This window comes from Bradyrhizobium sp. LeoA1Lang (assembly GCF_055413685.1).
Map to the genome: position 1 here is coordinate 1 of NZ_JBVAPG010000241.1, position 8,908 is coordinate 8,908.

Sequence of the window (8,908 nt, forward strand, 5' to 3'; positions counted from 1 at the left end):
AATCCGTGTTACGCAAAGCCCCGCCGGGGGCCGGTGGGCGGGGTTGCGATCCGCTGGGCACCGCGCGCCGCCCAAACCCCCAAAAACCCCCCCCCCACCCTGTGCGAGGAGGTCTTGAACACCCAACGCCCAATGGGGGGGGGGCAAACGCGCAGCGTGCCCACCGTCAACACTCCGCTCGGAAGGGTGGGCACGCTGCGCTTTGCCCACCCTACGATTCCCTCGATCTATTTCACGCGTAGCGCGTCCAACAGCGAGCGGAAGGCGCGGGCATACTCCGCGCCGGTCTTGGCGATGTCATCGCCGCTTGAGCTGGCAACCGCGGCTTCCGTCACCGCGCCGAGCAACAGCCGCGCCAAGGGCTCGACCGGCTGCCGCGCGATCAGGCCGGCGTCCATCGCCGCTTTCAGGCCGCGTGGAAACTTGCCGCCGAAATGCCTGGCATCGATCTCGCGCCAGCGCTCCCAGCCGAGCACGGCCGGGCCGTCGCGCAGGATGATCTGTCCGGTCGCGCCTTTCGAGCAGGCTGCGAAATAGCCCTGTGTACCTGCTGCCATTGCGGCGAGCGGGTCGTTCTCCGCGCGTGAGATCCGGTCGAGGTCGGCTACGAGCTCAAGCGAGACCTGCTCGAACACTGCTTCGAACAGCGCCTCCTTGGTCGGGAAGTGATGATAGACCGCGCCCTTCGCGACGCGCGCGGCGCCGGCGATATCGTCCATTGTCGTCGCCGCAAAGCCGCGCTCGCCGAAAATCCGTTTCGCCGCCTTGACGATCGCCGCCCTGGTCCTCTCGCGCCGTTCCGCCTGCGTTGCCATGCGTGTCCAGAGCATCCTGCACCGGGCCAACAGCGAACTCGGCTTTACCTCGCCCCGCGTGCGGGGAGAGGTCGAAATTCAAGCGCAGCTTGAATTTCGGGTGAGGGGGAGTCTCCGCGAGTCCGTCTGTCATCGCATTCGCGGATGGAGCCCCTCACCCCAACCCTCTCCCCGTAAGAACGGAGAGAGGGAGAACGGGCCGTCGGTCGCTCTAACCTAGAATCACCCTTAGCGCAGTTCCACGGCCGAGCCAATTGACTTTCCGACCCATGGTCGGTAAATACCGACCGTCAGTCGGTATACTGAGGAGAGTAGCAGATGCCTTCGCTCGCCACGCTGCAAGCCTTTGCCGCCACCGTTGAATCCAACGACCATGTCGGCGCCATTCTGAAATTCTATGCGCCGGATGCGCGAACGCAGGAGAATGACGGCGCGCCGCGCATCGGCCGCGATGCGCTGGCCGAACGGGAGCGCGCGGTGCTTGCTTCCGTTGCCGGCGTCAAGACCACCAGGCTCGGACCGCTGCTGCTCGACGGCGATCATTCGGCGATCTGCTGGCGCTTCGAATTCACCGGCAAGGACGGCAGTATCAGCACCATGGAGGAAGTCGCCTGGCAAACCTGGCGCGGCGAGCAACTGATCGAGGAGCGCTTCTTCTACGATCCGCAGCAGATGAAGAAGTGAGCGGACACGGCGGCTCACGCATCGGCATGTCGCCGCCATGCGCGAAGCCCGCATATAGCCGAACGCACTGAGCACTCGACGAAACAAAAATGGCCGGGATCGCTCCCGGCCATTTGTTCGAAACCGCTCGCCTTAGCGCGGTGGCAGTGACGCGGTGCCGCCGTTGAGCAGCGGGGTGATGCGGCGGATGGTGACGCGCCGGTTGATGCGGCTCGGGCCGTCCGTCTGCTCCTTCAGGTTCTGCTCGCCGTAACCTTGCGAGGTCAGGTTTTCCGCGGGGACCTGGAACTGCTGGGTCAGCAGCTCTGCCGTCGATTCGGCGCGGCGGTCGGAGAGCGAGAGATTGTCCACCTCGTTACCAACAGCGTCGGTGTGGCCCTCGATCAGGAACACCTCCTGCGGATTGCGCTGGAGCGCGCGGATCAAGCCATCGGCGATCACCTGAAGCTTCGCCGCCTGATCCTGGGAAATCTCCCACGATCCCGTGTCGAAGTTGATGGTGTTGACGTCGATGCTCGGCATCAGCATGCGCACGTTCGGGCTGTAGCGGATCTCGTCCAGCGAATAGCGGCGTTCGATCCGGTCGACCGGCGGCGCCACCATGGTGTCGTAAATCACATCCGGCGACGCATCTTCGGCATCGACGATGTAGCGGTTGTAGGGGATACGGACCACCGGCGGTGGCATGTCGACATAGAAGCCGCCGACCGCGCGCGGGTCGCGATAGCTGTTGTCGATGATGACCATCTCGCGGCCGCCCTGGTCACGCCTGATCCGGCGCAGCAACTGGCCATCGCGTCCCACGACCGTGACGATCTGCGAGCCGTCCGGACGGACCACGACCGTGCGCGTCTCGGCGCCGATCGTCTGAGTCTGGACGTCGCGGGCGCCGTAGCGGAAGCGATCGATCTCGCTGTGGCGGATATAGGCCTGGCCGCTCGGGTCGCGGATGATCATACGGCCCGGCTCGGTGATGACGGTGCGGCCGCCCTCCTGGACCTCGCGCCGCTCGGCGCGGAAGTCCTCGATACGCCGCGGCCCAATCGCGACGCCCTCGCGGGAAAACTTGGTGCCGAAGTCGGCCGGAGGCGGCGGCAATGGCGCGGTGACCTGCGGCGCGCGACGGAACGCGGGGGCAACCGTCGGCGGTGCATTCTGTGCGCGGCCGGGCGGCGGCGCGGCATTCGGCGCACCGGGCACGGCAGTGGGAGCCGCGGGCGCGGCGTTCGGCGCCGCGGCGCCGGGTGTGCCGGGTGCAACACCGGGGCGCGCTTGCGGCGTCGCTGGAGCCGCAGGCGGCGTGCCTGCAGCCGGAGGCGGGCTCGCTGGCGCACCGGCGGCGGGAGGCGTCGTGGTCGCCGCCCCAGGCCGTGCCGGCGAAGGCGTCGGAGACGGACTTCCTGCGGCCGGCGGCGTTGCGGGTGTCGGCGTTGCCGCGGGATGAGGCTGCGTCGGCGTGGCGGTGGGCGCAGCCGCGGGCTGCTTGGCGCCGGCGGGCGGCACTTCCTTTTGCGCACCGCGCGGTGGCGTCGGAGTGGCCGGGGTCGTGGGCGCAGCGGGTGGCGTCGCCGCGGATGGAGGCGCGGGCGGCTGCGTGCGCGCCGGCGGCGCTGCGGTTGGCGGCGCCGGAGTGTGCGGCGCTGCTGCTGGAGGCGGCGTCGGACGCGCTGGCGGAGCAGCAGACGGAGGTGGAGGTGCTGGTCGTTCAGGCGCAGCGGCCGGCGGCGGTGTCGGCCGTGCCGGAGCGGCAGGCGGGGGCGTTGGCCGCTCTGGAGCAGCGGCCGGCGGCGGTGTCGGGCGTGTCGGAGCGGCAGCCGGCGGTGTTGGTCGTTCCGGAGCAGCGGCCGGCGGCGGAGTCGGCCGTGCCGGGGCAGCAGCGGGAGGCTGTGGTGTTGGCCGCGTCGGCGCAGCAGCCGGAGGCGGTGGTGTTGGTCGCGCCGGAGCAGCGGCCGGTGGCGCGGACGGATGTGCAGGCGGAGCGGCGCCAGGGGGCGGCTGAGGCGGTGCAGGCTGTTTCGGCGCACCGGCCGGCGGTGCCGCCTTCGGTGGCTGTTTCGGCTTTCCGTCCGGGCCGACCTCCTCCTTCTTCTCCGCTTGTGCCACGACGAGTGGCGCGGTTTGCGCATGCGATGCGAAGCTTATTAGCTGCGTCACCGTCAATGCGGTCGTGGCAAGCAGCACGAGGCGAAGGTTTGTCATGATTGCAGGTCCCGGGAAAGTTCTTGGCAAGGGAGAGGATGGGCGGGGGCCGAATAGCTCGGCGGTCGGATCAACGGTTATTCGTTAGGCCGCAATGTGGCGGGCGACAAAGGGGAAAGGCTTTTTATTTCAGCGCTGCAATGACTTGCAAGCAAACTTGTTCATTGCTCATTCAGACGAGACTTGCAAATCGCGATCTCACCATTGTTCCTTGCGTGGTTCCGCGACATCGGTCGGATTCGGCGGGCGCGGACCGTTCGGCCCGCGAATCGGCACTTCATCAGGCAGCTTGCCGGGCAGTTCGTCAGGCACTGGCGGTTCGCCGGGCTCGCGCGCCGGCGGCGGTACCTCAGGGCGCGGATTGCCCGGCGGAATGCCGGGCGGTGGTTCGCTCGGCGTGCCTGGTGTCGCCGGCGGAATCTCGGGCGGTTCGATCGGCATCTAGCGCGTAACCGTGCCGTTGTTTCCGATCGCAGCGCGCGGATCATCACGCATCATGGTTCGCTCCGTTCCTGTTCCGCAAGAACGACAACGGAACGCATGCAGCGATGTTCCGATGATCCAGGCCCGAAAGTTATTCCGGCGCGTGGCAGACCGCTTCGATGTTGTGGCCGTCGGGATCCAGCACGAACGCGCCGTAATAGTTGGGATGGTAATGCGCGCGGATGCCGGGCGCGCCGTTGTCGCGTCCGCCGGCTGCGATCGCGGCCTTGTAGAACGCATTCACGGTTGCGCGATCCTTTGCCAGGATCGCGACATGCAGCGGCTTCTCTAGCCCGCCTTCGCCGCCGATCCAGAAATCCGGCTTGCCGCCCGCGCCGAAGCCGGCCGCCGCATCACTGCCGTTCTCCTGCGTGACTTCCATGATCAGCGTGTAGTCGAGCGGCGCGAGCGCCTGCCGATAGAACATCAGGGAACGCTGATAGTCGGAAACCGGAAAGCCGATGTGATCGATCATCAAGAAACTCCTTCGGCCTATCTGCTTTGATCAAACACCAGGAAGCCGGCCCGCGGGAAGTGCACCACCACCTCGCCGGCGCGGGGGTCGTGCCTGCGGATCGCGATATGCTGCGAAGAAAGGGAAACGATCTCGCCGCTCACTTTGACCTTGCCGTAGTCATCGGGCATCACCTCGACCTGGTCGCCTGGCTTGCGGCGGTTGGGATCATAAGGGTCCGGCAGCACGGTGGTCCGTGGCGCAGCGTTGGCGGCGATTTCGAGTGCGGCGGCGGGTGAGATTTCCTTGCATGGCTTGTGCTCGATGGCGCGAATGCGCGCCTCCCATGATCGCGTTGCAGGGAATTCGAACAGCATCTTGTCGAGGTCGGGAAGGTTGGTGCGCACGTACCAGATATTCATGTAGGCGTTGACGTCGCACAGGCTGGGGGCGTCGCCGCACATCCAGCTATGGCCGTTGCGAAGCTGGGCCTCGATCCATTGCAGGTGGGCACGAAACTGATCGCGCATCTGCGGGATCGCCTTCCGCATGGCGGCAACATCGAACTTGGCGCCGCGCAGCTTTTCGCGGTCGTCGATGAACTCCTGCGGCACGTTGTCAGCCACTGAGCCGAAGATCAGGTTGACGGTGTTCTGGAAGAACGGACGGTCGGTCCACATCGTCGTCGCGGCGGCAAGCCCGTAATACCCGCTCGGGAACAGCGTCGGCTGCGGATAGCGCCGTTCCAGTTCGCGGACGATGCATTGGGTGTCGCAGTAGACATCGGCGCCGATCTGCAGCACCGGGGTCCGCCGGTAGCCTCCCGTCAGCGGCATCAGATCCGGGCGGGGCATGATCCGGGAAATCAGGACCGAGGTCCATGTCACGTTCTTCAGCGCCAGGATCAGGCGGATCTTCTCCGAGAACGGCGATTGAGGAAAATGATGGAGGATGACGGGATAGTCGGGACTCATCGTTCCCTCCCAGATAGTGATCCGACCGGTCGGATCACGATCTATCTTTTTGTTTGAGCATGATCTCCGCGCAAACGCTTTGCGTTTGTCGCGAGGGAAAACCGGTTCCACTTTTCCGGATCATGCTCCAGATTGACGCTGGCAGAAGGCTAACCCCGGCCCGGGCCGGTTACAATGGATCGGCGCGCGTCAGGACGACGCCGCGGTCGGCGTTCGTGTTGTCTTGGGACGGGAGACCTTGTGCAGTGCGTGCGAGAGCTGCTCGATCGAATAGGGCTTTTGCAGGAAGTCGAACCCATAGCTGCCCCGCTGCGCCAGCACCTGGCTGTAGCCGCTGGTCAGCACGACCGGCAGGTCGGGGTAGCGGCGGCGGATTTCCTGGGCGAGCTCGACGCCGCTTATGCCGGGCATGGCGACGTCGGTGAACACCACGTCGAAGCGGGCGGCGTCGCCGGCCAGGGCGTCCAGCGCCTGCGTAGCGCTCTCGACCAGGGTTGCGGCGTAGCCGAGCTCGGCGAGCGCGTCGGCCGTAAACCTGCCGACCTCGATATTGTCCTCGACCACCAGCACCGACATGCCGCTGCCGTCGACCGGCGGCGCATCCGCGGCCGCAAATTGCAATGCCGGACCCGTGACCGCGGCGCGGGGCAGATAGAGCGTGAAGGTAGAGCCCTTGCCGACCTCGCTGACGACGACAATCTCGCCGCCGGACTGCTTGGCGAATCCGAATACCTGCGACAGCCCGAGCCCGGTGCCCTGACCGATCTGCTTGGTGGTGAAGAACGGCTCGAAGATGCGCCCGAGCTGATCCTGCGGAATGCCGATGCCGATGTCCCCGACCGCCACCGCGACATAGCCGTGCGGCGCCGGCGGATGGCCGTCGACAACGGGCAGTTCGGCGGCGCGACGCACCGCGATCGTCAGCCGGCCGGCACCATTCATGGCGTCGCGCGCATTGACGGCCATGTTGATGATCGCGGTCTCGAACTGGCCGGCATCGGCGTTGATGAAGCAGGGTTCGTCCGGAAGCCTGGTAACGATCTCGATCCGCGGCCCGACCAGCGTTCCGATCATCTCGCTCAGCACCTGCACGCTCTGGCCGACGTCGAACAGTTCGGGCTTGAGCGTCTGCCGCCGCGCGAAGGCGAGCAGTTGGCCGGTCAGTTTCGAGGCCCGGTTGACCGTCTCTGAAATCGCATCGATGTAGCGCAGCCGCCGCTGTTCCGGCAGGTTCGGCCGCCGCAGCATGTCGATGGAGGCGCGGATCACGGTCAGCAGGTTGTTGAAGTCGTGCGCGACGCCGCCGGTGAGCTGGCCGAGGGCCTCGAGCCGCTGCCCATGCTTCAGCGCCTCCTCGGCCTCCTGCCGTCTTTCGGCCTCCTCATGCAGGCGTCGCGTTCGCCGCAGCGCCAGAGCGAGCAGGAGGAACAACAGCGCGGTGGCCGGCACGCCAAAGATCAGGTGCTGGCCGATGGTCGCGAGCCAGCGCGCGCGGATCGCCGAGGTCTCGAGCCCCGCGCTGACATAGATCGGGTATTCGGCGAGCCGCCGATAACCGAGGCGGCGTTCGATGCCGTCGGCCGGCGATGTGACGGTGATCAGGCTGCCGTCTGGAATCGCGGCAAGCTTCTGCCCGACCGGCCCGTCAGGGTCGAGGCGGAACTCGCGGTCGGCCGTCGGATAGCCGGCCAGCATCGCGCCGTCGGTGCGGCCGAGCGCGAAGAAGCTGCCGGGTTCGCGGCCGATCCGCGCGTAGAAATTCTCGAAATACTCGGGCAGAACCGATGCCTGGATCACGCCGGCGAAGTCGCCTGCCTCGGTTGACCGCCGGCGGCTGACGCCGAAGAATGGTGCGCCCCGGTAGGGCGGCCGCGGCGTCAGCACGTCGCCGATATAGGTGCCCACGTCATCAGCGGCATGCGCCCTGAAATACGCTCGGTCCGAGAAATCGATGTCGGGCGCCGGGGCCACCAGGCTGTTGACCAGAGCGTGGCCCCTCGCGTCGAAGACCCAGGCCGATTTCACCTGGGGCAGCGATGCCGTGAGCTGCTTCAGCCGCTCGTGCAGGCTCTCTTCGCGCGAACGGATCGCGGCGTCGGGAAGGCCGCGGATGATTTCCGCGATCTCCGACAGGCTGCGGTCGATGGTCTCGAACACTTTCAGCGCGTGCTCGTGCGCGACATCGAGCGTGCGCTCGATTTCGCGGTCGGCAGCCTGGTTGATTGAATTCCAGGAGGTCACCGAAGCAAAAACGAAGAGTGCCAGCGGAAGGGCCAGGGAAGCGGCCATCATCCATTGCAACAACTTCAGCGAATGGCGTTGTGCGGTCTGCACGGGCACTCCGGTTCGGTCGCAACCTTAACGCAAAATTCGGTTGGGGAGGAAGGGGAGCGGGTGCGGCTTCCTTGCTGCCGTCGCCGGCCAGTTCCGCCCCTCGCGTCACAAGCTATCGTGCATTATGGAAAGCGGCAGCGTGCTTCGGAAAGATAAGGATCAGCCGGCCGGGCACACTGGCGTGCCATGCGCCGGACCCGGGCCGAGCTAGAAATGGAGATCGTACATGGCTGAGAGCCGTCCCCCCTTTCCACCTTTCACCCGTGAAACTGCCGTGCAGAAAGTGCGAGGCGCGGAAGACGGCTGGAATTCCTGTAATCCGGAAAAGGTGTCGCTTGCCTACAGCCCGGACAGCACCTGGCGAAACCGGTCGGAATTCATCAACGGTCGCGCCGAGATCGTCGCCTTTCTCGCGCGGAAATGGGTGAAGGAGCTCGACTACCGCCTGATCAAGGAGCTTTGGGCGTTCGCCGACAATCGGATCGCCGTACGTTTCGCCTATGAGTGGCACGACGATTCCGGAAACTGGTTTCGCTCCTACGGAAACGAGAACTGGGAGTTTGCCGCCAACGGGCTGATGCAAAAGCGGTTCGCCTGCATCAACGATCTCCCCATCAAGGAATCCGATCGCAAATACCACTGGGACCGTTCGGGACCTCGTCCCGCAGATCACCCGGGGCTTTCCGACCTCGGGCTTTGAACGTCTCTGTTCGGGGTGGCAACACACGATCCATAGCGCGCGTCGATGATCTATCGATGCGCGGGAGTGCCTATTGATTAGAGCATGATCCGGAAAAGTGGAGACCGGTTTTCCGAAAAAGATCATGCTCAAACAAAGAGCTAGCATTACAGTTGTTTTTTTAGTGGGTTTCTGAATCCATGGGCAACCATGATTCGAAGATCGTGGACGCAGGCAGCGTCGATTGAGGAGACGCTTGCGTTGTGGGCGGCGTCGCTTCGGGAGA

General features: G+C 65.6%; 10 protein-coding genes. 4 read left to right on the plus strand and 6 right to left on the minus strand.

What is annotated here, in order from left to right; all coding sequences use genetic code 11:
- Nucleotides 1-227: 227 nt before the first annotated feature.
- Nucleotides 228-815 carry a TetR/AcrR family transcriptional regulator gene (locus ACZYOF_RS40155; RefSeq protein WP_463719204.1) on the minus strand — a complete coding sequence of 196 codons (588 nt, stop codon included), beginning with the start codon at nt 813-815 and terminating at the stop codon, nt 228-230.
- Nucleotides 816-1,133: 318 nt separating this feature from the next.
- Here ACZYOF_RS40155 and ACZYOF_RS40160 point away from each other — a divergent pair, with 318 nt between their 5' ends.
- Nucleotides 1,134-1,499, plus strand: a complete 366-nt coding sequence (locus tag ACZYOF_RS40160; RefSeq protein ID WP_463719205.1) for a nuclear transport factor 2 family protein — start codon at nt 1,134-1,136, stop codon at nt 1,497-1,499.
- A gap of 132 nt (nt 1,500-1,631) precedes the next feature.
- On the opposite strand, the gene ACZYOF_RS40165 is transcribed toward ACZYOF_RS40160, so the two are convergent.
- Nucleotides 1,632-2,597, minus strand: coding sequence for an OmpA family protein (locus tag ACZYOF_RS40165; RefSeq protein WP_349017055.1), 966 nt, complete (start codon nt 2,595-2,597; stop codon nt 1,632-1,634).
- On the opposite strand from ACZYOF_RS40165, the gene ACZYOF_RS40170 reads away from it, so the two are divergent.
- Entirely contained in the window at nt 2,569-2,943 is a 375-nt protein-coding gene (locus tag ACZYOF_RS40170) for a hypothetical protein (RefSeq protein ID WP_463719206.1), read from the plus strand. The two genes, ACZYOF_RS40165 and ACZYOF_RS40170, sit on opposite strands and share 29 nt — an antisense overlap.
- 130 nt (nt 2,944-3,073) lie before the next feature.
- Nucleotides 3,074-3,700 (plus strand): hypothetical protein, encoded by a 627-nt coding sequence (locus ACZYOF_RS40175; protein ID WP_463719207.1) that lies wholly within the window; start codon nt 3,074-3,076, stop codon nt 3,698-3,700.
- 196 nt (nt 3,701-3,896) lie between these two features.
- On the opposite strand, the gene ACZYOF_RS40180 is transcribed toward ACZYOF_RS40175, so the two are convergent.
- The 4 genes from ACZYOF_RS40180 to ACZYOF_RS40195 form a co-directional block, all read right to left on the minus strand.
- A complete protein-coding gene (locus ACZYOF_RS40180; RefSeq protein WP_130584291.1) occupies nt 3,897-4,139 on the minus strand; it encodes a hypothetical protein in 243 nt (80 codons plus the stop codon).
- 133 nt (nt 4,140-4,272) lie between these two features.
- Nucleotides 4,273-4,656: a VOC family protein gene (locus ACZYOF_RS40185; protein WP_463719208.1), complete on the minus strand. Its 384-nt coding sequence runs from the start codon at nt 4,654-4,656 to the stop codon at nt 4,273-4,275.
- A 17-nt stretch (nt 4,657-4,673) separates the two neighbouring features.
- On the minus strand, nt 4,674-5,609 hold the full coding sequence (locus ACZYOF_RS40190) for a glutathione S-transferase family protein (RefSeq protein ID WP_463719209.1): 936 nt from the start codon (nt 5,607-5,609) through the stop codon (nt 4,674-4,676).
- Nucleotides 5,610-5,798: 189 nt separating this feature from the next.
- On the minus strand, nt 5,799-7,943 hold the full coding sequence (locus ACZYOF_RS40195) for a hybrid sensor histidine kinase/response regulator (RefSeq protein ID WP_463719210.1): 2,145 nt from the start codon (nt 7,941-7,943) through the stop codon (nt 5,799-5,801).
- A gap of 226 nt (nt 7,944-8,169) precedes the next feature.
- Here ACZYOF_RS40195 and ACZYOF_RS40200 point away from each other — a divergent pair, with 226 nt between their 5' ends.
- Nucleotides 8,170-8,643: a nuclear transport factor 2 family protein gene (locus ACZYOF_RS40200; RefSeq protein ID WP_463719211.1), complete on the plus strand. Its 474-nt coding sequence runs from the start codon at nt 8,170-8,172 to the stop codon at nt 8,641-8,643.
- Nucleotides 8,644-8,908: the final 265 nt, after the last annotated feature.